Source organism: Escherichia sp. F1, assembly GCF_046764225.1.
Taxonomy (GTDB): domain Bacteria; phylum Pseudomonadota; class Gammaproteobacteria; order Enterobacterales; family Enterobacteriaceae; genus Escherichia; species Escherichia coli.
In genome coordinates, this window is sequence record NZ_CP177202.1 from 2,835,156 (window position 1) to 2,858,307 (window position 23,152).

At 52.3% G+C, this 23,152-nt stretch carries 28 protein-coding genes; 5 read left to right on the forward strand and 23 right to left on the reverse strand.

Going from position 1 to position 23,152, the window contains the following annotated elements; translation table 11 throughout:
- Positions 1-105: 105 nt before the first annotated feature.
- From phoP to roxA, 3 genes are all read left to right on the forward strand, one after another.
- Positions 106-777 carry a two-component system response regulator PhoP gene (phoP, locus tag ACK8NJ_RS13770; RefSeq protein ID WP_001265481.1) on the forward strand — a complete coding sequence of 224 codons (672 nt, stop codon included), beginning with the start codon at positions 106-108 and terminating at the stop codon, positions 775-777.
- Positions 777-2,237, forward strand: coding sequence for a two-component system sensor histidine kinase PhoQ (gene phoQ / locus ACK8NJ_RS13775; protein WP_000735412.1), 1,461 nt, complete (start codon positions 777-779; stop codon positions 2,235-2,237). The genes phoP and phoQ overlap by 1 nt, the downstream gene beginning before the upstream one ends.
- 75 nt (positions 2,238-2,312) lie before the next feature.
- Complete coding sequence (gene roxA, locus ACK8NJ_RS13780) at positions 2,313-3,434, forward strand: [50S ribosomal protein L16]-arginine 3-hydroxylase (RefSeq protein WP_000456506.1); 1,122 nt, start codon at positions 2,313-2,315, stop codon at positions 3,432-3,434.
- A 48-nt stretch (positions 3,435-3,482) separates the two neighbouring features.
- On the opposite strand, the gene pepT is transcribed toward roxA, so the two are convergent.
- Positions 3,483-4,709, reverse strand: a complete 1,227-nt coding sequence (gene pepT / locus ACK8NJ_RS13785; protein ID WP_000359452.1) for a peptidase T — start codon at positions 4,707-4,709, stop codon at positions 3,483-3,485.
- Positions 4,710-4,958: 249 nt separating this feature from the next.
- Here pepT and potA point away from each other — a divergent pair, with 249 nt between their 5' ends.
- On the forward strand, positions 4,959-6,095 hold the full coding sequence (gene potA / locus ACK8NJ_RS13790; RefSeq protein ID WP_000531596.1) for a spermidine/putrescine ABC transporter ATP-binding protein PotA: 1,137 nt from the start codon (positions 4,959-4,961) through the stop codon (positions 6,093-6,095).
- Complete coding sequence (potB, locus tag ACK8NJ_RS13795) at positions 6,079-6,942, forward strand: spermidine/putrescine ABC transporter permease PotB (protein WP_000799403.1); 864 nt, start codon at positions 6,079-6,081, stop codon at positions 6,940-6,942. The genes potA and potB overlap by 17 nt, the downstream gene beginning before the upstream one ends.
- 227 nt (positions 6,943-7,169) lie before the next feature.
- Here the strand turns inward: potB and ACK8NJ_RS13800 are convergent, their stop codons facing one another.
- The 22 genes from ACK8NJ_RS13800 to ACK8NJ_RS13905 form a co-directional block, all read right to left on the reverse strand.
- Entirely contained in the window at positions 7,170-7,736 is a 567-nt protein-coding gene (locus ACK8NJ_RS13800; RefSeq protein WP_411961710.1) for a DUF4376 domain-containing protein, read from the reverse strand.
- The gene (locus ACK8NJ_RS13805) at positions 7,733-9,349 is read right to left on the reverse strand and encodes a prophage tail fiber N-terminal domain-containing protein (protein ID WP_411961711.1); all 1,617 of its coding nucleotides are present in this window, start codon (positions 9,347-9,349) and stop codon (positions 7,733-7,735) included. The genes ACK8NJ_RS13800 and ACK8NJ_RS13805 overlap by 4 nt, the downstream gene beginning before the upstream one ends.
- A 24-nt stretch (positions 9,350-9,373) precedes the next feature.
- Complete coding sequence (locus ACK8NJ_RS13810; RefSeq protein ID WP_282644183.1) at positions 9,374-10,462, reverse strand: late control protein; 1,089 nt, start codon at positions 10,460-10,462, stop codon at positions 9,374-9,376.
- Entirely contained in the window at positions 10,453-10,671 is a 219-nt protein-coding gene (locus ACK8NJ_RS13815) for a tail protein X (protein ID WP_033813283.1), read from the reverse strand. Before ACK8NJ_RS13815 ends, ACK8NJ_RS13810 begins: the two co-directional genes overlap by 10 nt.
- The gene (locus tag ACK8NJ_RS13820; protein WP_000228002.1) at positions 10,646-11,134 is read right to left on the reverse strand and encodes a phage tail protein; all 489 of its coding nucleotides are present in this window, start codon (positions 11,132-11,134) and stop codon (positions 10,646-10,648) included. Before ACK8NJ_RS13820 ends, ACK8NJ_RS13815 begins: the two co-directional genes overlap by 26 nt.
- Positions 11,135-11,136: 2 nt before the next feature.
- Positions 11,137-12,795 carry a hypothetical protein gene (locus tag ACK8NJ_RS13825; protein WP_089601347.1) on the reverse strand — a complete coding sequence of 553 codons (1,659 nt, stop codon included), beginning with the start codon at positions 12,793-12,795 and terminating at the stop codon, positions 11,137-11,139.
- Entirely contained in the window at positions 12,776-12,913 is a 138-nt protein-coding gene (locus ACK8NJ_RS13830) for a hypothetical protein (RefSeq protein WP_156841731.1), read from the reverse strand. Before ACK8NJ_RS13830 ends, ACK8NJ_RS13825 begins: the two co-directional genes overlap by 20 nt.
- A complete protein-coding gene (locus tag ACK8NJ_RS13835) occupies positions 12,913-13,215 on the reverse strand; it encodes a phage tail assembly protein (protein WP_001291419.1) in 303 nt (100 codons plus the stop codon). The genes ACK8NJ_RS13830 and ACK8NJ_RS13835 overlap by 1 nt, the downstream gene beginning before the upstream one ends.
- Positions 13,216-13,273: 58 nt before the next feature.
- Positions 13,274-13,792, reverse strand: coding sequence for a phage major tail tube protein (locus tag ACK8NJ_RS13840; protein WP_064578972.1), 519 nt, complete (start codon positions 13,790-13,792; stop codon positions 13,274-13,276).
- Positions 13,789-15,264, reverse strand: coding sequence for a phage tail sheath C-terminal domain-containing protein (locus tag ACK8NJ_RS13845; RefSeq protein WP_411961712.1), 1,476 nt, complete (start codon positions 15,262-15,264; stop codon positions 13,789-13,791). The genes ACK8NJ_RS13840 and ACK8NJ_RS13845 overlap by 4 nt, the downstream gene beginning before the upstream one ends.
- A 54-nt stretch (positions 15,265-15,318) precedes the next feature.
- Positions 15,319-15,864 carry a tail fiber assembly protein gene (locus ACK8NJ_RS13850; RefSeq protein WP_411961713.1) on the reverse strand — a complete coding sequence of 182 codons (546 nt, stop codon included), beginning with the start codon at positions 15,862-15,864 and terminating at the stop codon, positions 15,319-15,321.
- Between the two features lie 2 nt (positions 15,865-15,866).
- Entirely contained in the window at positions 15,867-17,156 is a 1,290-nt protein-coding gene (locus ACK8NJ_RS13855; protein ID WP_411961714.1) for a phage tail protein, read from the reverse strand.
- Positions 17,153-17,743, reverse strand: coding sequence for a phage tail protein I (locus ACK8NJ_RS13860; RefSeq protein ID WP_096095869.1), 591 nt, complete (start codon positions 17,741-17,743; stop codon positions 17,153-17,155). The genes ACK8NJ_RS13855 and ACK8NJ_RS13860 overlap by 4 nt, the downstream gene beginning before the upstream one ends.
- On the reverse strand, positions 17,736-18,650 hold the full coding sequence (locus tag ACK8NJ_RS13865; protein WP_411961715.1) for a baseplate assembly protein: 915 nt from the start codon (positions 18,648-18,650) through the stop codon (positions 17,736-17,738). Before ACK8NJ_RS13865 ends, ACK8NJ_RS13860 begins: the two co-directional genes overlap by 8 nt.
- On the reverse strand, positions 18,625-18,981 hold the full coding sequence (locus ACK8NJ_RS13870) for a GPW/gp25 family protein (RefSeq protein WP_411961716.1): 357 nt from the start codon (positions 18,979-18,981) through the stop codon (positions 18,625-18,627). Before ACK8NJ_RS13870 ends, ACK8NJ_RS13865 begins: the two co-directional genes overlap by 26 nt.
- Before the next feature lie 33 nt (positions 18,982-19,014).
- Positions 19,015-19,638, reverse strand: a complete 624-nt coding sequence (locus tag ACK8NJ_RS13875) for a phage baseplate assembly protein V (protein ID WP_000049989.1) — start codon at positions 19,636-19,638, stop codon at positions 19,015-19,017.
- Positions 19,622-20,173, reverse strand: coding sequence for a hypothetical protein (locus tag ACK8NJ_RS13880; RefSeq protein ID WP_063103807.1), 552 nt, complete (start codon positions 20,171-20,173; stop codon positions 19,622-19,624). The genes ACK8NJ_RS13875 and ACK8NJ_RS13880 overlap by 17 nt, the downstream gene beginning before the upstream one ends.
- Positions 20,174-20,184: 11 nt before the next feature.
- The gene (locus ACK8NJ_RS13885) at positions 20,185-20,907 is read right to left on the reverse strand and encodes a hypothetical protein (protein WP_411961717.1); all 723 of its coding nucleotides are present in this window, start codon (positions 20,905-20,907) and stop codon (positions 20,185-20,187) included.
- On the reverse strand, positions 20,888-21,292 hold the full coding sequence (locus tag ACK8NJ_RS13890; RefSeq protein WP_411961718.1) for a head-tail joining protein: 405 nt from the start codon (positions 21,290-21,292) through the stop codon (positions 20,888-20,890). The genes ACK8NJ_RS13885 and ACK8NJ_RS13890 overlap by 20 nt, the downstream gene beginning before the upstream one ends.
- Positions 21,292-21,657: a DNA-packaging protein FI gene (gpFI, locus tag ACK8NJ_RS13895; RefSeq protein ID WP_097728354.1), complete on the reverse strand. Its 366-nt coding sequence runs from the start codon at positions 21,655-21,657 to the stop codon at positions 21,292-21,294. Before gpFI ends, ACK8NJ_RS13890 begins: the two co-directional genes overlap by 1 nt.
- 50 nt (positions 21,658-21,707) lie before the next feature.
- Positions 21,708-22,736: a major capsid protein gene (locus tag ACK8NJ_RS13900; RefSeq protein WP_046788667.1), complete on the reverse strand. Its 1,029-nt coding sequence runs from the start codon at positions 22,734-22,736 to the stop codon at positions 21,708-21,710.
- A 68-nt stretch (positions 22,737-22,804) separates the two neighbouring features.
- Positions 22,805-23,140 (reverse strand): head decoration protein, encoded by a 336-nt coding sequence (locus ACK8NJ_RS13905; protein WP_000598338.1) that lies wholly within the window; start codon positions 23,138-23,140, stop codon positions 22,805-22,807.
- Positions 23,141-23,152: the final 12 nt, after the last annotated feature.

The window sequence follows — 23,152 nt, forward strand, 5'->3', positions numbered from 1 at the left end:
TTTTTTCACTTTACCTCCCCTCCCCGCTGGTTTATTTAATGTTTACCCCCATAACCACATAATCGCGTTACACTATTTTAATAATTAAGACAGGGAGAAATAAAAATGCGCGTACTGGTTGTTGAAGACAATGCGTTGTTACGTCACCACCTTAAAGTTCAGATTCAGGATGCTGGTCATCAGGTCGATGATGCAGAAGATGCCAAAGAAGCCGATTATTATCTCAATGAACATTTACCGGATATTGCGATTGTCGATCTGGGATTGCCAGACGAGGACGGTCTGTCACTGATTCGCCGCTGGCGTAGCAACGATGTTTCACTGCCGATTCTGGTATTAACCGCCCGTGAAAGCTGGCAGGACAAAGTCGAAGTATTAAGTGCTGGCGCTGATGATTACGTGACTAAACCATTTCATATTGAAGAGGTGATGGCGCGAATGCAGGCATTAATGCGGCGTAATAGCGGTCTGGCTTCACAGGTCATTTCGCTACCCCCGTTTCAGGTTGATCTCTCTCGCCGTGAATTATCTATTAATGACGAAGTGATCAAACTGACCGCGTTCGAATACACCATTATGGAAACGTTGATACGCAATAATGGCAAAGTGGTGAGCAAAGATTCGTTAATGCTACAACTCTACCCGGATGCGGAGCTGCGGGAAAGTCATACCATAGATGTACTGATGGGACGTCTGCGCAAAAAAATACAGGCACAATATCCGCAAGAAGTGATTACCACCGTTCGCGGCCAGGGCTATCTGTTCGAATTGCGCTGATGAAAAAATTACTGCGTCTTTTTTTCCCGCTCTCGCTGCGGGTACGTTTTCTGTTGGCAACGGCAGCAGTAGTATTGGTGCTTTCGCTTGCCTACGGAATGGTTGCGCTGATCGGTTATAGCGTCAGTTTCGATAAAACCACGTTTCGGCTGTTACGTGGCGAGAGCAATCTGTTCTATACCCTTGCGAAGTGGGAAAACAATAAGTTGCATGTCGAGTTACCCGAAAATATCGACAAGCAAAGCCCCACCATGACGCTAATTTATGATGAGAACGGGCAGCTTTTATGGGCGCAACGTGACGTGCCCTGGCTGATGAAGATGATCCAGCCCGACTGGCTGAAATCGAACGGTTTTCATGAAATTGAAGCGGATGTTAACGATACCAGCCTCTTGCTGAGTGGAGATCATTCGATACAGCAACAGTTGCAGGAAGTGCGGGAAGATGATGACGACGCGGAGATGACCCACTCGGTGGCGGTAAACGTCTATCCGGCAACATCGCGGATGCCAAAGTTAACCATTGTGGTGGTGGATACCATTCCGGTGGAGCTAAAAAGTTCCTATATGGTCTGGAGCTGGTTTATCTATGTGCTCTCAGCCAATCTGCTGTTAGTGATCCCGCTGCTGTGGGTCGCCGCCTGGTGGAGTTTACGCCCCATCGAAGCCCTGGCAAAAGAAGTCCGCGAACTGGAAGAACATAACCGCGAATTGCTCAATCCAGCCACAACGCGAGAACTGACCAGTCTGGTACGAAACCTGAACCGACTGTTAAAAAGTGAACGCGAACGTTACGACAAATATCGTACGACGCTCACCGACCTGACCCATAGTCTGAAAACGCCACTGGCGGTGTTGCAAAGTACGCTGCGTTCTCTGCGTAGTGAGAAGATGAGCGTCAGTGATGCTGAGCCGGTAATGCTGGAGCAAATCAGCCGCATTTCACAGCAAATCGGCTACTACCTGCATCGTGCCAGTATGCGCGGCGGGACATTGCTTAGCCGCGAGCTGCATCCGGTCGCCCCACTGCTGGACAATCTCACCTCGGCGCTGAACAAAGTGTATCAACGCAAAGGGGTCAATATCTCTCTCGATATTTCGCCAGAGATCAGCTTTGTCGGTGAGCAGAACGATTTTGTCGAGGTGATGGGCAACGTGCTGGATAATGCCTGTAAATATTGCCTCGAGTTTGTCGAAATATCTGCAAGGCAAACAGACGAGCATCTCTATATTGTGGTCGAGGATGATGGCCCCGGTATTCCATTAAGCAAGCGAGAGGTCATTTTCGACCGTGGTCAACGGGTTGATACTTTACGCCCTGGGCAAGGTGTAGGGCTGGCGGTAGCCCGCGAAATCACCGAGCAGTATGAGGGTAAAATCGTCGCCGGAGAGAGCATGCTGGGCGGTGCGCGGATGGAGGTGATTTTTGGTCGCCAGCATTCTGCGCCGAAAGATGAATAAATATGTCCATACTTCACGCATTACGTTAAGCATCCGTTATAATCGGTTGCAGATACCAGCCTGTGGATGCTTAACATGGAATACCAACTCACTCTTAACTGGCCCGATTTTCTTGAACGTCACTGGCAGAAACGTCCGGTGGTGTTAAAACGCGGCTTTAATAATTTTATTGACCCGATCTCTCCAGACGAGTTGGCGGGTCTGGCGATGGAAAGCGAAGTCGACAGTCGACTGGTCAGTCACCAGGATGGCAAATGGCAGGTCAGCCACGGCCCGTTCGAAAGCTACGATCATCTCGGTGAAACCAACTGGTCGTTACTGGTACAGGCAGTGAACCACTGGCATGAGCCGACCGCCGCGCTGATGCGACCGTTCCGTGAACTGCCGGACTGGCGTATTGATGACCTGATGATCTCTTTTTCCGTACCTGGCGGCGGCGTTGGCCCGCATCTCGATCAGTACGACGTGTTTATCATTCAGGGTACTGGTCGCCGTCGCTGGCGAGTGGGCGAAAAGCTGCAAATGAAACAGCACTGCCCGCACCCGGATCTGTTACAGGTTGATCCGTTCGAAGCCATCATTGATGAAGAACTGGAGCCAGGCGATATTCTTTATATTCCGCCAGGATTCCCCCATGAAGGCTACGCGCTGGAAAATGCGATGAACTATTCCGTCGGTTTTCGCGCACCAAATACGCGGGAACTGATTAGCGGATTTGCCGATTATGTGCTGCAACGTGAACTGGGCGGCAACTACTACAGCGATCCGGATGTCCCACCTCGCGCTCATCCTGCGGACGTTCTACCGCAAGAAATGGATAAACTGCGTGAGATGATGCTTGAATTGATCAACCAGCCGGAACACTTTAAACAGTGGTTTGGGGAGTTTATTTCCCAGTCACGCCATGAACTGGATATCGCGCCGCCAGAGCCGCCTTATCAGCCGGATGAAATATACGATGCGCTGAAACAAGGTGAAGTGCTGGTGCGTCTGGGTGGTCTGCGCGTATTGCGCATTGGCGACGACGTGTATGCCAATGGTGAGAAGATCGATTCCCCGCACCGTCCGGCACTGGATGCACTCGCCAGCAATATTGCGCTGACCGCGGAGAATTTTGGCGATGCGCTGGAAGATCCGTCATTCCTCGCGATGCTCGCGGCGCTGGTCAATAGCGGGTATTGGTTCTTCGAAGGGTAAGTTTGAAGTTAAGCCGGATGCGGCATCACATGCCGCATCCCTTTTCGCTTACTTCCGTTGCGCCGTCAACTCGGCAATACGGACGATCACCTGCACCGCTTTTTCCATACCTTCCAGAGTCACAAATTCATGCTTACCATGGTAGTTGTAACCGCCAGTGAACAGGTTCGGGCACGGTAATCCCATAAACGACAACTGCGCGCCGTCGGTACCGCCGCGGATCGGTTTCAGTTCCGGTTCAATATCGCAGTCACGCATCGCCTGCTGGGCGATATCGAGAATATGCGGATGCTCAACCACTTTCTCGCGCATATTGTAGTAACTGTCTTCAATCACCAATTCAATGTAGCAATCAGGATGTAACCCTTTGCCCACTTTTTTGGCGATCTCCATCATTTTACGTTTACGCGCTTCAAACTGTTTACGGTCGAAATCACGGATGATGTAATGCATATCGGCCCGTTCAACGGTGCCTTTCATGCTCGCCAGGTGATAGAAACCTTCATAGCCTTCTGTCATTTCCGGGCTTTCATCCACCGGAACTTCCGCATGAATACGTGCCGCCAGCGACAGCGCATTTACCATCACTCCTTTCGCCGTGCCCGGGTGAACATTGTTACCGACAATTTTGATATTGACCGACGCGGCGTTGAAGTTTTCAAACTCCAGTTCACCTACGCCACCACCATCAACGGTGTAAGCCCAGCGGGCGTCGAAGGCGTCAACATCAAAATGTTTCGCCCCTTTACCCACTTCTTCATCCGGGGTAAAGGCGACGCGAATATCACCATGCGGAATGTTTTTCTGTTGCAATACCGCCAGCGCGGTCATGATTTCTGCAATACCTGCTTTGTCATCGGCACCTAACAAGGTTTTACCATCGGTGGTAATCAGCGTCTGACCCAGTAGCTGATGCAGCACCGGGAACATAACCGGTGATAAAACTTCATCGCCGATACCCAGCGCAATATCGCCACCGCGATAGTTTTCAACAATTTGCGGATTCACATTTTTGCCGCTGCAATCCGGTGAGGTATCCACATGAGAAATAAAGCCAATCGCCGGGATATCGCCAGGGACGTTAGCCGGTAACGTCGCCATCAAAGTGCCCTTCTCACTTAAGGTCACATTGATAAGCCCCATCTCTTCGAGCTGCTCTTTCAGCAGATGCAATAACTTCCATTGGCCTTCCGTGCTGGGAACCTGTCTCACCCCTGCCTTTGATTGGGTATCCAGAGACACGTAGTTCAAAAATCGCTCAAGTAGTTTATCCATGTAGTCACCCTCACTTTTTGTGACAACATTATTAAGAAGCAAGAAAAGACAAATATTGCGTCAGGTCACTTTTACCCCTGCAAGCGGGAATATTTATCAGCATTACCTTAATGAATATAAAGCTAAGCCAGTAATTCACAACAAAGATTGGCGATTCAAGCGGTTTGCCGTAGAATTACCGCCCTCATTAAGAGTCACCAAGGTGGTTAACCACAAACCCCGCATCGGTAAGCCATCCGTTGCGTTTACATGGGACAGAGTAAAAAATTGAATAAACAACCGAGTTCGCTTTCACCGCTGGTGCAATTGGCGGGAATTCGCAAATGCTTTGATGGTAAAGAGGTCATTCCCCAGCTGGATCTGACTATCAACAATGGCGAGTTCCTCACGCTGCTTGGCCCTTCTGGCTGCGGTAAAACAACCGTTCTTCGCCTGATTGCAGGTCTGGAAACTGTTGATTCCGGACGCATCATGCTGGATAACGAGGACATCACCCACGTTCCGGCGGAAAACCGCTATGTGAACACTGTTTTCCAAAGCTACGCACTTTTTCCCCACATGACCGTGTTCGAAAATGTGGCCTTTGGGTTACGCATGCAAAAAACCCCCGCTGCTGAAATTACGCCCCGCGTGATGGAAGCCCTGCGGATGGTGCAGCTGGAAACCTTCGCTCAACGTAAACCGCATCAGCTTTCTGGTGGTCAACAGCAACGCGTCGCCATTGCTCGCGCGGTGGTTAACAAGCCTCGTCTGTTGTTGCTGGATGAGTCGCTCTCAGCGCTGGATTACAAACTGCGCAAACAGATGCAGAACGAGCTGAAAGCGCTACAGCGTAAGCTTGGCATTACATTCGTCTTCGTGACTCACGACCAGGAAGAAGCACTCACCATGTCGGACAGGATTGTGGTGATGCGCGATGGTCGCATTGAGCAAGACGGCACGCCGCGTGAAATCTACGAAGAGCCGAAAAACCTGTTTGTTGCTGGGTTTATCGGTGAAATCAATATGTTTAATGCCACGGTCATCGAACGTCTCGACGAGCAGCGCGTACGCGCCAACGTTGAAGGCCGCGAGTGTAATATCTACGTTAACTTCGGCGTTGAACCGGGGCAAAAACTGCATGTTCTGCTGCGCCCGGAAGACTTACGTGTTGAAGAGATTAACGACGACAACCACGCTGAAGGGCTGATTGGTTACGTTCGCGAGCGTAACTACAAAGGCATGACGCTGGAGTCGGTTGTTGAACTGGAAAATGGCAAGATGGTGATGGTCAGCGAATTCTTCAATGAAGACGACCCTGACTTTGACCACTCTCTCGACCAAAAAATGGCCATTAATTGGGTAGAAAGCTGGGAGGTCGTACTGGCTGATGAAGAACACAAGTAAGTTCCAGAATGTAGTGATTGTCACTATTGTCGGTTGGCTTGTGTTGTTTGTCTTTCTGCCCAACCTGATGATCATTGGCACCAGCTTTTTGACCCGCGACGACGCCAGTTTCGTCAAAATGGTCTTTACGCTGGATAACTACACGCGTCTGCTCGATCCGCTCTATTTTGAAGTGCTATTGCACTCGCTGAATATGGCGCTGATCGCCACCCTCGCCTGCCTGGTGCTGGGCTATCCTTTTGCCTGGTTTCTGGCGAAGTTGCCACACAAGGTGCGTCCGCTGCTGCTGTTTCTGCTGATTGTTCCGTTCTGGACCAACTCATTGATTCGTATCTACGGGCTGAAAATTTTCCTCAGCACCAAAGGCTATCTCAACGAGTTTTTGCTCTGGCTGGGCGTTATCGATACACCAATTCGCATCATGTTCACACCCAGTGCGGTGATTATCGGTCTGGTTTACATTCTGCTGCCATTTATGGTGATGCCGCTGTACTCGAGTATCGAAAAACTGGATAAGCCGTTGCTGGAGGCAGCGCGCGATCTCGGTGCCAGCAAGTTGCAGACCTTTATCCGCATCATTATCCCACTGACGATGCCGGGAATTATTGCCGGATGTCTGCTGGTGATGCTGCCAGCGATGGGCCTGTTCTATGTGTCCGACCTGATGGGCGGTGCGAAAAACCTGCTGATCGGTAACGTCATCAAAGTACAGTTCCTCAATATTCGTGACTGGCCGTTTGGTGCAGCCACCAGCATTACGCTGACTATCGTAATGGGCCTGATGTTGCTGGTTTACTGGCGCGCTTCTCGTTTGCTGAATAAGAAGGTGAGTGATATAGATAATTAATCCTTTATATTCAATGAAATAAGTTGGTTTTTAAAGGGTTTTATTGTTGAAGGCAACCGCGTTGTGTCTTTCACCAAAATCAATCAGTTGCGTTCTGGTTTTGGAGAATGTTTTTTGAGGCTTTTTGTTAAAGCCTGTTATGCATTGCCTCAATTAATAACCGTTTCCCCAGCCCTCCCAACCTTCAAAAGTCGGGAGGGTTCTAAACACCAGTTGCGATTGATTTATTAGCCAATACCAAACGCTCGGATTGAACCCAAATCCTCCAGATTGTTCAGATCCTCTTTCATTTCACGCTGACGGCGATAAATCTCGTCATTGCGATCGACCTGTGCCTGCGCCATTGCTGTCGCCAGTTCTTCCAGTTCCGGCATTGACAGTTTCACCTGTTGATTATCGGCGTCACCCCACGCCATAACGTCCCGCGCCGTGTCAGATTTCGCCGCCATTACTACCGGATAAAGACGGGCCATTGAGTCGGGGCCAGCGTTCCAGGTGCGACCGTTCCATTCGAACGTGAACGGCTGCGCTTCCTGTTCTGTACGCCACACCTCGATTTCCCGCTTTTTGGCATCTTTTGCCGCTGCGATAAGTTCCGGCGTGACGGTGAACGGGGCGATTTCGCCCCATTTGCCGCTTTGCAGCTCCTGCCAGATTTGCTGACCTGTTGTTGCTGTGTCTTCTGGTGTGGCTGTGTACGGAACGGCTTCATCCATCCCTTCAAATAAAACTTCGCAGTCAATCGCACCGGATTCGGTGTAGCGGGGGCTGGTAATTTCTTTTATCTGCATCATGCAATCCTCATGAATAGCGCCACAAAAGCCTGGTCGCTGTATGTTGTGGGGGCTCCAGACAGTGAAATATAGGTTCCGGGGAGTGATTTGCTCTTGCAACCGGTAATATAGAATCGCGGTGTTGCCGCATACGTACCAGACGGGGTGAACGGGCACTCTATCGCCACAGGTGCAAGTCGTGAGCCGGGGTAAGTCTGACCACGGGATACTTTTATATTTGTGTCGCCGTCTGCGGTTCCCTGGTATGACGCCAGAATTAAACCTCCCAGCTCCGGGTCACGCCATTCTCTGTTGTAATTATTATAAATATATGAATACAGCATGGCCCTGACATCAGAGAGCGATGCCAGCTTGCGCCAGCTTATTGACCCGTTGCTCTGACCTGTGCGTCTGCCTATGTGCAGGTATCCGTCAGCATCGTAAAAAGCCAGTATTTTATGAACCTGCGAAGCGTCATTATATGCGTTACCGTTAAGCCACAGCGCATCAACAACTCCGTACGTGCCCCCGTCTGGTGTCAGATATTGTTTATCACTGGTTGTAACGTAATAACGCCCCGGCTTTACCCACTGTGACCACCAGGAACCAGTGTAACCTTCATTAAGGTTTATTCGTCCCTGGCTTTGGTCTTCAAATGTGTAGCCAAATCCGTAAGCCCCGGCGAGTGGCAGATGCACCCTTTGCTCATAGTCAGCTCTGGACGGCCATGTATAAGGGGTGGCTATTACCCGTTTATTTTTCACCCCGGAAATCTGTAAATTCTGTTGGGCCTGACCCAGTGCAGATGAGCCAGCATCAACAATTTCCTGAAGGTTGTTTTTTATCTTGAGATAGCCACCTTCCAGAATTTCGTCAATTTCGCCTTTGGCGTTCTCTGCGGATTCTGCGGCTGTCGCTGCATCCTGCGCATATTGTCTGGCCTGCTGCTCGTGTTGCTCTGCTTCCTGCGCGTGCTTTTGTGCATTCTGTTCGCTCAGTGCTGCGTTGTCAGCACTGTTTTTTGAGTCCTCTGCGCTGGATGCAGAATCATCTGCTGCCTGTTTAGCCTGCTTTACTGCATCTGTAACACTCTGCACCCCCTCCTGTACCTGCCCGGCGTTCAGCTCAACTTCTGAGGCCAGCTGTTCAACGCGCTGCGTGTTTTCCTCCACAGCATTTGTATTCTGCTGAACATTATCTGCCAGCGTCTGGCAATCACCCTTAATCTTCTGCGCATCAGCTGCGTGTTGCCCGGCCTGTCGTTCGCTTTCCGCTGCCGCTTCCGCGCTCTGCTGCGCCTGCGCCACCAGTTCTTCGAACCGCTTAACAACATCCGGTTTTAAATCGCCTTCATCGAGAGCGGTCAGAAAATCATTCAGTGTGCCGGGCTTTGAATCGTCGTAAACCGAAATGTCACCAACACAATATTCTCTTTCAATACACGACCGAAGATAAACGTCATATCTTCCGGTCTGAGCCTCAAATGCATATTCTCCTGCCGGCCCCGTCACCACTGTTGCCACCGTTCTCATGACCACTGCGGATGTATTCTGTCGGGCTTTCAGAATAATATGGTATCCGGACATGGGGAGTCCCGCGCCATCCGTCAGCACACCCGAAATTAATACAGACATTTTTATTTCCTGATTCAGAAAACATTAACCAAAATAATTGACGCCTTTTTTCTTGCCACTGGCTTTCCCCTTTGCAGAAATATCCGTGGTCAGCGACAGATTCAGCGAAAATCCCTGTCCCGGTGCCAGTGAAAACTCCACAGACTCAGCCTGCCAGTGATGGTCCTCACGCACACCAAATCCCTGCGTGATAAAACGCATCTCCGCCCCTGCTTTCAGCAGTTCCGGTCTGCAGGGCAACGTTATCGTCATCTGGCGTCCGGCTTTCTGCACACGTTTAACCTTCGACTCTGCACAGTGTTTTGCCGTGCTCTGGTCAGGCTGGGTAAACGGATGTCGTTTGTCTGTGGATTCAACATCCACTTTAACTTCACGCGTGCGTCCGTCACGGGCATCAAAATACCGGACCCCCACTTTCCCGCTCTTTTTATCCCCCTTCGCACCACCCGCAGCGCCCTGTCGCTCACCTTCACGATAATCCCAGTCTGATACCATACCCGGTGTAATGGTTATCTCAGGCGCATTTCTGCCCCCCGTACTCTGTGATGCCCCGTATTCCAGAAATAACCAGTAGCCATTGGTCGGTTTACTGGTGGCACCATACACCCCTGCAAGCCGGGAAAGCAGGGACGCATCCGATTCAGATGACTGCATCACCCACGGAATACGAATATCAGCAAGCGACGGAGAAACCCGCGCCACAAGATTATTTTCAGTGGCGATGGTTTTCACCAGGTCGCCCAGCGAGATATCACTGAAAGCGCGTGTTTTCAGTGCGGTCACGTCTGCGCCATGTTTTGACGCATTCATGGGGGCTGCGGTGGCATAAATGGTGATCCGGCGGGGAGGACCACCACTTGCCACCTGACAGACTGTAAAGGTACCTTTATTTATCAGATTTCCGTTGAACCCCAGTCCCAGCGTTAACACCGCGCCTTTCGGTGGTAATGCCAGCGTCTCGCTGAACAGCGTTATCATCAGTTCATCGGACCGCTTTGTGGCAGCACCATTATCGGTATATCGCAGTTCAGCCAGCCCCCGTTTTATGGCCTTCGTGATATCCTGACCTTCCGCTGTCAGGCTGAAATCCGGCTGATATTCATTCAGTCCCATAACTGAAACGTCTCCTTCACTTCCGGTTCATATACCCAGTCCGGCAACACGATTTCCACTCCCGCCGGATAGACCGGACCAAGGTCAGCCAGCCCGGGATTGGCTTCCAGTACCGCCGCCAGTGACTGGTTAAGCCCGGCACTGCCATAGTGTCTCTGACAGATGTCATCCAGCATATCGCCGTCAGTGGTCCGCCAGTTTTTCGCCATAGTATTTCAGCTCCAGTGTGAACGTTTTGTTCTTCGGCGCACCGCCGGGAAGAAAGGACGTGGTGTTATCTGAATAGGCGGTTGCCACGAAATACCCCATCACATCGCCTGTACTTGAGACCAGTAACTGCGGGGCCGGATTGTCATCCACCATCTGAACCAGCGTATCAAGGGCATCCATTCCCACACCGTCACGAAATCCCGCATGCACCATGCCTTCAAGGGTTATTGTTCTGGCCCCCTTACCGGTATACTGCAGCAGGTCGTTTTTTCCGATAAGCTGCTGTTCATCCCATCGCCATTCCATAGTGCGCTTCATGGCGTTATAGGCTGCCGTATCAATACTGAATTCAAACTCACCAAACGAGAGCATGACGCGGGAGGCGACATCCGTTAATGAGCCCACCGCGTCCCATGCTTCACGCTCAAGCCGGTTTACGCCCCAGCCCAGCAAATCCACCATATTCACCCCCAGAATGCATCACCATCGGTCATGCGAGAACGCTGACCAAAATTAATATCTCCCAGATTTTTCGTTACCCTGTCTGCCAGAAGCCCGGCATCCTCGCCGGGCTTCTGGGTGATGTTAAATTCCGCCCGTATCTGATACGTGGGTTTTACTTCCACCCGGCTGATACTGCCGGGGGTATGCTGAAGCGCTGAAAGGCGGTCAGCCTCCCCCGATGCGGGTTCCTGACGAGTTTTCTGTAGTTGATCGCGGGCAGCGCGAACACGCTCCCTCGCCCCATCAAAATCAGGTTCTTCCTTCGGTCCCAGCAAAGGATCGAGAAATGCATCAAACTTTTTATCGTCATGGTTCCAGGGGAGATAACCGCGGGTGTCTTTATAAGCCTGTACAACCTGTTTCGTCAGCTCCGGATTTTTCCTGAGCAGTTCATCAAACCATTCACCCTGACCGTTTTTCTGCGCCACCGCTCTCGCCAGCTCAGGCGAACCCATTTTTGCCAGATATTCCAGCACCTCTCGCCGGTCCTCTCGCGAATCATCCGCCAGCCCCCACTCAATGGCTTTCTGCGTTATTCCTGCAAGAACTTTTCCGAATTTCCACATCCACTCGGACAAATCGATCAACGCCGGCAGGGCATCATCAAGGATAAATGCCTGAATCTTCTCAAGGCCACCCTCCTTAAACCAGGCCGCAAGATCATCCGTCACCTGTTGGATACGTGGCGCAAGCTCATTACCCAGTTGTCCGCTGATTTCATCAATGGAAGAACTCAAAACATTACGGAGATTTGACAGCGCCACATGCCCCTGAACTGCGCCATCAGCCCCTTCTTTTGTCACCAGGTTATAGCGTTTCTGCTCACTGATAAGCTCCCGGAAGGTTTTTCCTGACAGACGCATCCAGGTCAGAATTTTATTGGCCTCCCCCCCAAACAGCGCATCTGCCATCCCCGCCGCCTGCTGCTCATTCTCCACCTGCAGTAAGCGATCAAACAAAAATTCGACCTGTTCCTGGTTATTTTTTCCGGCCATTACGCCCGCTTTCAGCCCCAGTTTACCGAATACCTCCTGAATGGCTCCTTTGTCCGTGGCACCATTATCATCGTCAAAAACCTTGTTCCGGTATTCCTCAAACAGATCACCAATGTTTTCGCCGTTTAACCCCATCTGACGGCCCAGTGAATCCCACGCCGCATAGGTTTCGTAATCCACCCCGTAACTCCGGGCTATCCCTGCCCGCTCTGCCGTTTCCGAATTCCGGTTCAGTACCGCGCTGGCACCTGCTGCCAGCGTCAGCCCGGAACCAACAGAGAGCCCGAGTCCGGTTTTAAGAAATGTCCCTGCCCGTCCTTTCCAGCGTTCCAGGCGCTCTGCCCGTTCAAGCTGGCGATTAAATCGCTCCTGCTCCGCTGCAGCATCATTGATTTTCCGTTTCAGCTTTTCATACTGCTTTCGCAGATCGGTAATATCCTGCCCTGCCAATACGCCAGCCTGAATTTTTCGCTTCAGTACATCCTGCTGACGCGTCAGGCGTGCCACTTCCTGTGTCGCACCAGCCAGACCTCGCTTCAGCCCCTCTGTCGATTTTTTCCACGACGGGTCAATAGTGCCGCCGATCCGGATATTCGCTCTGAGGTTATCGCCCACCGTTGCCATAACACTGCTTCCTCTCTTCCGCCTCTGCCAGCATTATTGCCACAAAATCCTCATACGGCAGTGCCATCACATCTCCGGGTGACCACCCGAACCATACTCCGGCACGCCGTATCGCCATCAGGATGTTTTCTTCTTCCGCCGGACCGGCGGCAGCAAAAAAACATTAAACTGCCGCTCCAGGGCCAGGTAATCACACGCTTCCATGTTCATCATGTCTGCCGCGTCCATCCCGCACAGACCGGCAATCATATCCAGATCAGCCTCTGCTTCCGGTTTGGTACTCCGGCGATGCAACAGACGATCGCGGACGGTGGGCGCACGCATGGTGACGTGCGTGATCGTCTGTCCTGATGCGGTGACATACGGCACGGATAACACAATTTCCACGCAGCTGGCAGGAACACTGTTTTTTTCCGACATAAGCATCTCCTAAAAAAAGAAAAGGCGGCCTGAGCCGCCTGAATGGCAGATCCCCGGATTAAACCCGGATGATTTTTTTCAGATCCGACAGAACATTAACGCCGTTAATACGACGCACAAATTCCTCCGGAATAATGCAGATGGTTTCCAGGCCATCGACAGCCTGACGGTAATAACTCAGTGACATTTCCACCGTCACCGAAGCCTCTGCCTGTGATGTTGCCGGACGTGCATCCGGCGTGATACTGGTGATCATCCCCTGCAGGGTTTCCACCAGTCCGCTGGTCGCATTTCCCACCTGATAAGCCTGGCGCACAACAATCTCCGGCGAATAAAGCCCGGCCTGCAATCCCAGCAGCGTAAGCATGGCAACATCATAACCATAAATCTTAAACGAACAGGTCAGCGCTTCCATGCCGTCATCCACTGCCACCGGTGCATCCATTGCGCCGGTTTTGATATCCACTGTCGTGATATTAATGGCAGGCGGCGTGTATTCATGCGCACCCTGAAGGCGGATCCCGCCAGGAAGAAATAACGCCCATGCGCGCAACAGTTTTTTTTCACCCGTAATCATACCGTCAGTTCCTCCAGCGCCAGTTTATTGTTAATCATTGCCCGCAGTGTCAGGCGCTCAAGTGGTGACTTCGGCCCAAAGTCATAATCGATATACAACTGCCCTGCCGCCAGGGTTTCTGCTGTATTCAGTTCATCATTCAGCCAGGCGCTGCCACCGTGGATCGCACCCAGATTTTTAAGCTGACGCATATAGGCATTAATGCTGCCAAGAATGTCGTCTGCCACATCCCGATCAAGCGGGCGATCGACATAAGGCAACATGGCCTCCTGGATACTGTCCTCAATCACATCTGCAGTGCGACGTACCGGTTCAAAGCGCCACTGACTGTGGGATGTGCACAGACGGTTACCCCAGTGTTTAAAACCGTCATGGCGAATAATGGTGGAGATATTTTCCATGTTCAGCAGGTTTGCCGTGCAGTTCTGCTCCCCGAGAATAAACGTATCCACCTGCTCCAGACCGGTGATATTCATCACGTCCTGGTTTGATTTGGACCACCACCACCCTTTTTCGTAATCAATACGGGCACGCAGCCCGGCAGCACGAGCCGAATATGGACGAAATACCGTTTGCCCGCTGGCATCCGTCACTGACACGCGCGGACGCAGCAGCTCCACACGTCCGCCAAATGACGCGCGCCGCTGAACCACATCCTGCGGCGTTGCCATTGAGGGCGAGTCAATATAGGCCACAGCCCGCAACTTCGCGGCATACGTTTCCAGCGCCTTTGCCACACCATCATCCTCACTGTACCCCGTGGCAATGAGGATGCGCGGTTGATAGCCTGTCACGCCTTTACTTTCTGTCAGCGCCTCCATGGCCTGAATCACCGCCGCACGCTGTTCGGCCTCTTTCGCCTTTGTTTTACTTTCTGCGCGCACCACAATCACCAGCGCACCAGTCTGGTCAAAAATATCACGCAGGGCCGGGTATAATGTTCCGGCTGTGCCCAGTTTCCCTGCCTGAGCAATGGCCCCTGCCACTACCACCGGTGTATTGACCGGGAACGCCTCATCTTCTCCGCCGGATAACGTCAGGCTGAACGGCAACACCACTTTATTTTCAGCGTCTCCTGCATTCAGGGTGCTGACAGCCGCCGTCACAGGCGAATCCCCCAGCGCATTCACCACTTCAGTCACACGGTCCGCCGTGGCGTTAACCTGGCTGTGTTCGTCCGTCCCCAGTGTTATCGTCAGGGTCGTACCTTTCAGCGAGGCCACTGTCTGCGCGTTTTGTTCTGTGGCAGCCACAGCAACAACCGAAATCTTATTACCGGCCCGACCTTCCTGTTTCGCCGTGAAATCCAGCGCCGTTCCCAGCAGCCAGGAGCCGGCTGTACCGGAAGCGCACACACCACCAGAGGCGTCCGGCGCAGTCCCCACCAGGCCAATCACTGCCGTGGAGATGGTCTGCACGGCAACCGTGCCTGTCGTCAGTTCAATGGTTTCAACACCATGTAATCCGGACATACATTTCTCCCATAAAAAAACCGCCCTCAGGCGGTCAGATGATTAACTTCTTTTTCAGGTATTTTGTGGCTGCTCAGGCCAGCTAATATTGTTGTATGTGGTCTTATCCGTAATAGCGCTGAAATCCATCGCCTGCAGCGATTTCGCGTAAATGCGGTACGCTTTCAGCCTCTCCCTGTCTTCGTCACTGATTAATCCCAGCAGCAGGTCTTTTTCCCATTCGCTGGTCATGATGCTGGCCTGTTGTAACAGGGCATCACGCTCATCTTCCGCTTTAAGTTTGTAGTCAAAAACAAATGCATCATTGCGGTAGAACCAGTAACCCGACGCCTCAATGCGACGATTGGCGGTAATATCCGGTAGCTCAATCACGCTTTTATTTTCCGGGCAGATTGAGGTGATGTCTTTTCCGACCCAGACCACCTCGCCAGTTTCAACATAAATAACTTTCAGAGTGTCTGGCTGAAATTTTTCCTGGGCTTCGTGCCATTCCTGACCATCATCGGAGAACAGCCACAATAAAAATTTATGCTGTCGCGCCAGCTGGTATTGCTCAATTGTTTTGGGATTTTGTGCCGTAATATTTTTTAAGTGCATCATAATTACAAACTCGCTACATTCCGCCAGACGCCATTAATCAGAACCTGCACCGGGCGTGCATTGGCCCAGTCCACACTTTCACCGCCATCAACACCACTCAGTAAATGACCTGATGGCGCATTTCCCCCACGCCCAATACCAATGGCACCGCCCAGACGTACATCCTGTACACCGCCTGTTTTGGTCTGATAACGGGCATCAAAGTTTCCGTAGTCTGATGGTGTTACTCGTCCGGTAGAAGTTATTGCACCGAAAATATTCATGTCGCCGGAAGCCATCGTGTCACCAGAAACGTTCAATGTACCGGAAACTTTCATTGCTCTGAGGCTTTGCACTTCGCCACTTCGGAAACGAAATACATGCTGTCCATTCGCATAAACATCCAGAATGCCGTCGCCGTTTTGTTTTATACCTGTATCGTTATCCCCGAAAGCAATTGAGTTTCCACCCAGCGCGTTCTGAACGCCGATACCCAGCGCACCATTGACCTGAGAACCGCCGCCAACAGACACTTTATGCGACATGGATATTTCACCCGTCCGCAGGTTAATGCTGAACGGTCGCAGTGGGCCAATATCGCCGTTTTCGCCCTGGTTTTCCTGGGTGGGAATGAGGTGCAGGCTCTCTTCCGAACGACGAAAAATCAGACCAAAGGCTTCGTTGAAAATCCTCAGCGCATTAACACCACGGATTTTCAGTTCCCCGGTCATGGTGTCACCATCACGCTGAACGGCATTTTTTGCCTTGTCCACCGTGGGTTTTAATCCGAGGTTTTCAACAGCCTCATCCTTGTCTTCCACATCCGAAAGATTCTTTTTTCGTTGCAGATAGCGTCTGTCTCCGATTTCCTGAGTAATAATGGCCCTGTCCGGATCAACTTCCAGCACCACGTTTTGTGCGTGCGTCAGCCCAAGAACCAGCGTCAGAATAACTTCCTTGATAACAGAGTCCGTCTGGTCTGGTAAAAAGGTGTCCGGATAACGTCCGTACGCGATAAGCGTACCTCTGTCGCTGATCATCCCCAGTTCACGAAGGGTTTTACCGGGGTATGATTTACAGTCAATCACAATATCCCCGCTGATGAAGCCCTCCTCCACCGCACCGTCGGAAAAGGGTTCCTGCCCGAATTCGCCGTACAACGATGTCATTGCTGCCATTTCATCCGGCGTGGATGGCAATGCCCGCCCGCCCCCGTCACCAAGCAGAACATGCCGGACGGTCACGGTTTGCCCGTTCTGATATGCTGCTTCAATTTCTGCAGCGCCGGACGTTGTCAGAATCAGTCCATTCATACACCTGCCTCACTCTGCCCGCCTGTGGGCACTGTCTTTGTTGTCACACCGGTACTTCTGATTTTTTCTGTCGCCATCACATAGCCGTAACCAAATCCACGCCCTGTGCTGTTCCCGTAAACGTGAATACTGAACCAGCTGCGCAGATTTTTGGCACGGAGCACCGCATGCTTCAGATCCTGATGATCATTCATCAGCACCGGTAAATCTTTCTGCTCCACGTTCAGACGGAAGGTATACGGCTCCCCGGGTGGGGTCTGCTCATACCACTCAACAATCTGCGACCGGAAGGGACTGTCAGCCAGCGATGCCATCAGCGCCGCTTTAGTCCCTCTGTGGCGGTGGATGTATGCAGCACGTTTTATCGCAGACCTTTTTTCCGCCTCCGTCCAGTGTTCATTCCAGGTGTCCACCGCCATTTCCCAGGCCAGCCATGGCAGCAATTCAGCAGGACATAAATCGGGATTTTTGACATAGCGGATCAGACATACTGCGATTTCCGCCAGCATATCACCGGCGGTACTGTCCACCACCCGCTCTGCCCGGCTGGCGCTGACAGGAAGTATGCTTCTGATTTTGTCATTCATCGGTTGTCTCCACCTTGTTCAGTGTGACTGAGCGACACCACGGTGCCTGCCCCATCGCAGGAACGATATCACTGCCCGGAGAGGTCAGATTCACCGTAATCACCCCGGTCTGGTGAAGGGCACCATCCATACCAGAACGGGATGCCACCGAGCCAATCCGGTGGACGCTGTCAGTGTATGACTGCAGCGCCTTGCGGGCATTTGCCATAACCAGTTCACCATCCAGTCCGTAGGGAATATGAATATCCGCCACCACATCGTAGGGAATAATTTCTGCCGTCCGAACACTGACAAAATCCGTCAGGGGACGGGTTTCATCATCACAAACTGATGCTGCCACCTTATCCAGCAGGGGTTGTGATGCAGTGCCATTTCCGGACCGGGATAACACATAAAGAAAAACCCGGCCTTCCTGCGAATGTGTTTCCGGCCCGTAAGCCTTCACATCCAGCACATCAGGATCAGCACTTTGTGCAAAATAGTGATACGCATTTTTCGCGCCTGCGGTGCTGAGCCGTGCCCATGACAACTGGATACGTTCGCGAAAAGCGTCATCATCTTCATACACCGCCGGCGTGGGCGGAATGGTGCTGTCGTCTGCCGGGGTAATAACCAGCCGCTGAACCTGATAATTCGCGCCAACCTGATCCAGATCGTTCCCACCGGCACTGGCAAGCAGTACAGCACGGACAGCATCATTTATCTGCTGGCACATCAGCGCCACCCGATAAGCCAGCGCCTCTGCCCATTTATACGCGGGATCAGATTCCACCAGAGCCGAAAACAACGTATCCAGCTCCTGATACTTCGCCACTATCTGAGTGACCAGCACAGCGGTGTCCGGCACCTCCACCGCATCCGGTACTGGTATCGCGGACAGATCAATAATTGCCTGAGACGTTGCCAATTTTTATCTCCTCGAGTCGAATCGTATCCTGAGTTTCGTTATTCACCCCGACAAGCGTCAGCCACGCGCTTCCTTCTCCTGTCCACGTCACTTCCACCCGCCGGAGAGTCAGGCGGGGTTCCCAGCGTTCAAGGGCGGTTACCGTTTCACGAATAATTCTCACCCGCGTGAAATCATCCTGTGGGTTATCAAGCAGACTGAAAAGTCTGCTGCCGTATTCCCTGAGCAGGACCCGGCTGCCGACCGGTGTTGACAAAATATCGGTGACGGACTGGCGCAGATGTTCGTTACCGTGCAGATATCTGCCGGTGGCTGAATCAATACCAATCATGTTGTTTATTCCGGAAAAAGAACTGAAAGGAGATTACATTTGCTGACCAGGCTGTCCGGTGCTGCCACCACTGTCGCCCCGGTGATTGTGACCGTTATAGACAATTCTGATTTGACTCATCGTTCCGTGATAATCAGAAACCTCACCACCGACCATCAGATCCGCCTTAACCACCGCCTCAGCATTCATGGTTGCTTTACCCTGTACGGTCAGGGTATCTGTGATTTCTACCGGACCGTCCAGGGTTCCCCTGCCGGTAATTTTATAGCTGCCGCCTTCAGCCAGCGTGATGGACAGAGCATTAGCCTGACGGTCGTAACGGATTTCCGTTCCGGTATCAAACAAAATAACATGTTCGTATTCACTGCCCTCAGGGACAGGAATGGCGTCAATATTAGCCCCCGGATACACCCGACCGTTACGCAGATCGCCCGCCTCCGATATCACTGTAACGGCATCTCCGGGAGCCGGGTAATTACTGACCTGCATGTAGCGTCCGGACTGTACCTGAATCCAGGGCAACGGAGGCGAAAGCACATCCCCGATATCCACCCGAACCATAACCGGGCTACCCGGGATCACCTCGTCCACCACGCCGCGACGGACCATGTCCGCCACCCTGCGGCGTAACTCTGCCACTTCATCTGCCAGACTCATCACCGGTGCCCTCCGATTTCCAGATAAGACGATAATCCTGCTCATGTCTCTTGCCGGTTTCCGGTACTTTACCCAGCCAGACTTCCTGTAACGGCGCACCTGCCGGAACCGCAAACGGATCTTCGCCGACCGGAATGTCCTGTTCAAAAGAGACACGGAAAACGATGTAGTCGTCCAGCAGCCGGTCGAAGGTATCCACCTCAGCATCGATAAAAACCGCCGGATCAACGTTATCCAGCCCGAACGTGGCTCCCTCAATCCAGTCAGATAAATCCATCGCCAGACAACGGGCAAAAATCTGCGGTTTTGGCACGTTTTCCGTCTTCCCGGCCCGGTCTGTCACCACAAACAGATCACATTTCAGCGTGACCCGCGTTTGCCCGTCAGCAAAATGAGCCTTGTCCCAGCCCGGTACATCCACAAACACAGCAGGCGTCACCAGTTGCGTCACTTTTTCCGGGTACTCATCGGCATCTTCCACCCAGGGAATTTGTTTCAGACTGTCAATCACCGCCTGATGCCAGGCGCCCATCATCAATGGCTCCATCACTCCAGCCCCTTAAATACCCGGAATTTCAGTTCATGCTCAAAATTTTTCAGGATCAGTGCTTCCGCATCCGGAAAAACAAAATCCTCTATACGGTTCAGCATGGCTTCATAAATATCAATTTCCGCTTCACGCACCCTCCGTCGTCCGGATGCCTGTCGGATCAGTATCGTTTTCCTTTTTGATATACGTCCGTTACGATTTTCCGCTTCGAACTGATTGATAAAGGCATCATCCGTTGACCAGGTGGTGACAGGCAGGGATTCCCCTGCAGGTTTAAAACGGATCTCCCGTGCCTTCCTGCGGCGGGAAGCTGGTGCAAAACGCCCCCGCTCATCGCGCAACTGATGGAGTTCGCCGCGTCGCCCCCCACTGATGCGTCCGCGCAGATCGCGTACTTTGATGGCATTCAGACCGAACCATACCTTCGCCTCATCAAACTCATCACCGTTACGACGAATGATAAAATTATGCAGAACACGCTTTTTGATCATTTTCTGACTGCGTGGGGCAACCTGTTTTTTAAACTCTGCCATAGCCTTCATCCGCAGTGCAGACGCGGCTCTTTTCAGCGCCACGCCCCAGGCTTTACGGATCTGACTTTTTGACCCACCCAGTTTAGCGATAATTTTCAGCACCTCATCTTCATCAATATCGACGACGAGGTTTCGTGCCAGCCGTCGCTGCCGGGCACTGCTTCGTTCATGCTCTCTGACTGCCATAACGTTTACTCGGTCGTTCCGGTGCTGCAGGTGTATTTCTCCCCGGCTCTCCACGCGCAAGGGTGATGGTAATCACCCCCTGACCCACAGTGCCTGACTCATCCCAGCCGGGATCGACTACCTGATAGGGTTCGCCGTGGATCATGACCCTGTCATATTTTTTCAGACCGGCGGCCCATGCGCTCCGGGTAAATAACACGGGCGCAGTATCACGAATTTCGCCGCTGCCAGTGTTCATCCCGGTGTTTTCTGCCGGGGCATCAAAAACGGCACGGATTCTTCTTTCCGTGCCGCCCGGATATATGCTGATTTCCGTCCCCATCGTATCCAGGATGATGTCATCCGCATCACTCATGGCCTGATCGAACAGATTATCGAACATCATCACTCCCGGATTTTTTCTGCCAGACCGTCCGCCAGCAACGCAGGAACTGCGGCTTCATTAACCAGCACAACACTGGAGGCCCGGGCAAACATCAACATTTTTCCCGTCACAGCATCACAGGCTGGCATATGCGCCGTTTTCAGCATACGCACCCGGGCGAGTCCCCGCTCAGAATGCATTCCGTCGCCGGATGCATCGTTGCCCACCTCTTCCTTCCCTGTCTCCTCCCCATCGAATCCGGCGGCCTCCTCTTCCCATTCCGCCAGGCGCTGCTCAAGATCGGCTTTTGAACCTGAAATATCTGCTTCACGCCCCAGAATAACTGCCAGCGCCTGAAGGCGTTCCGTCATCTGCTCTTTTGTCATCAAATCTCTCCCGTGCGCTAAAGAAAAAGGCGGGAATATCCCGCCCCGTCTTATTTCACCTGAACCACCACAAACGCATCCGGATCCGGCAGCACCATCAACGGCGCAGACTGCGTCATGGTATATTCGCAACCAGGATCCCCCACTTCCTCCCAGTGTTTCGGATAACGAATCGCAGAGGTGATCCCTTCACTCAGTGCCTGATTATCCTGAATGGCACCATAACAACGGACGCCTTCCGCCTGAGTGTTCCCCAGAATCAGTGTACCTTCCGGCAGATAACGCTGTTCATCCCCGTTTTCGTCAACATACGTTGTCTTCGCCACCACAATGGCCAGATCGCCGTAATGGCCTTTAAAGGAAACCACGGAGCCCAGGTCTTTCAGTGCCGTTTCCAGCTCAGATTTGGAGCCACGGCGGGTATCCAGTTTTTCACGGAACAGTTTAAAACCGTTCAGCATACGCCAGACCGTGCCGTCCATAATCGCGATATTGATGGTGCCGGAAGCGAAATCGCAGTACGCATCCAGATCATGCGTCGGATCGAAGGTGTCAGCATTCTGCTGTGACCATTCGCGTCCGCCAGCCTGCGTAATGTTATTGGCGGCAGAACGCCCAAAATCCACTTCCACCGTCTCAAACTGCTCGCCGCTCATGGTGTATTTACCCTGCAGAACGGCACTGACCGCCTGCATTTCTTCCACCTGCACAATCGCCTGCTCTTCCTGTTTCAGGTTGTCTGTCAGAATACGCAGACGGCGGTAAGCCGGGTCATTAAGGCGGGCCGGATCCTCTCCCGGAAGACGTTCCACTGCCTGCTGATAATCAAAGCGGTGTTTTGGTTTTACATAACCGGGACGTAACACGCGGGTTTCACCACCACGGCTGCGCAGCACTTTGCCTGACACCACCGGAGACACATACGCCGCGACCGGTGTTTTGCCGGTAATTTTATCCAGCATGACTTCCTGAGTATGGAAAGTGATCGTGCGACGAAAGAACAGCTCCAGAAACAGCGCACGAAATTTCACTTTCTGCTCGGTATACCCGAGTAACTGACGAGTGGTAAATAACCCCATAATTTATTTTCCTTCAGAAACACAAACGGGCCGCATCGCGACCCGTTTTTCAGTTAATCACTTCACCATCAGGCGTGGCTGATGGCACTTCCCACAAATGCGTTGGCTTTTTTCACCGCATCCACAGAGTCAGGCCAGACCAGCGACTCAGTGGCAAACGTACCGCTTTTGTAGTACGTCAGCATGGACTCGGTCCCGGTAAGCGCCAGAGCCAGCACGCCCACTGCCGTTCCGGCTTTCTGACCATCCCATGCCACCAGTTTACCGGTGGCGTCATCCAGCATCAGTGGCGTCAGTGCAGGCATGGCGGCACTGATACCACTGGTGGCTTTTGCGGTATGCGCCGGATCGTTTCCGGCAAAAATGTGCACATCCGCGCGCTTTTCCGTGGTGGTTTTAATCATTTTTCAGCCTCC